The following is a 545-nucleotide window of genomic DNA, read 5'->3' on the forward strand; positions in this document are numbered from 1 at the left end:
TTACGCGACCACTGGAATGCAACCAGGCAGTCTGTCTGGTTTACTTGTCATGGCAGCCGTATTTGGCTTTGGTGGCGCATTGATTTCGTTAATGATGTCAAAGGGCATGGCACTACGCTCAGTTGGCGGCATGGTGATTGAAAGCCCACGTAACGAAACAGAGCATTGGTTGCTTGAGACGGTAGGCCGTCAAGCGCAACAAGCGGGCATTGGTATGCCAACAGTAGCGATTTATGATTCTGCAGACATCAACGCATTCGCGACAGGGGCTAAGCGTGATGATTCACTGGTTGCTGTATCGACTGGTCTTCTACACAACATGACGCGTGATGAAGCTGAAGCCGTTCTGGCGCACGAAGTGAGCCACATTGCGAATGGTGACATGGTCACGATGACGCTAATGCAAGGTGTTGTGAACACGTTTGTTATCTTCCTATCGCGTTTTATCGCCAATATCGTGGCATCGAACGACGATGAAGAAGGCCAAGGCACGAACATGATGGTGTACTTTGGTGTGTCTATGGTGTTGGAACTTGTCTTTGGTT

1 protein-coding gene is annotated in these 545 nt (G+C 49.5%); it reads left to right on the top strand.

Annotated elements, in window-relative coordinates:
- The coding region (gene htpX / locus R7040_RS29240; protein WP_318098013.1) for a protease HtpX at positions 1-545 on the top strand (545 nt) is incomplete at both ends.

Source organism: Vibrio sp. 1069, from assembly GCF_033340555.1.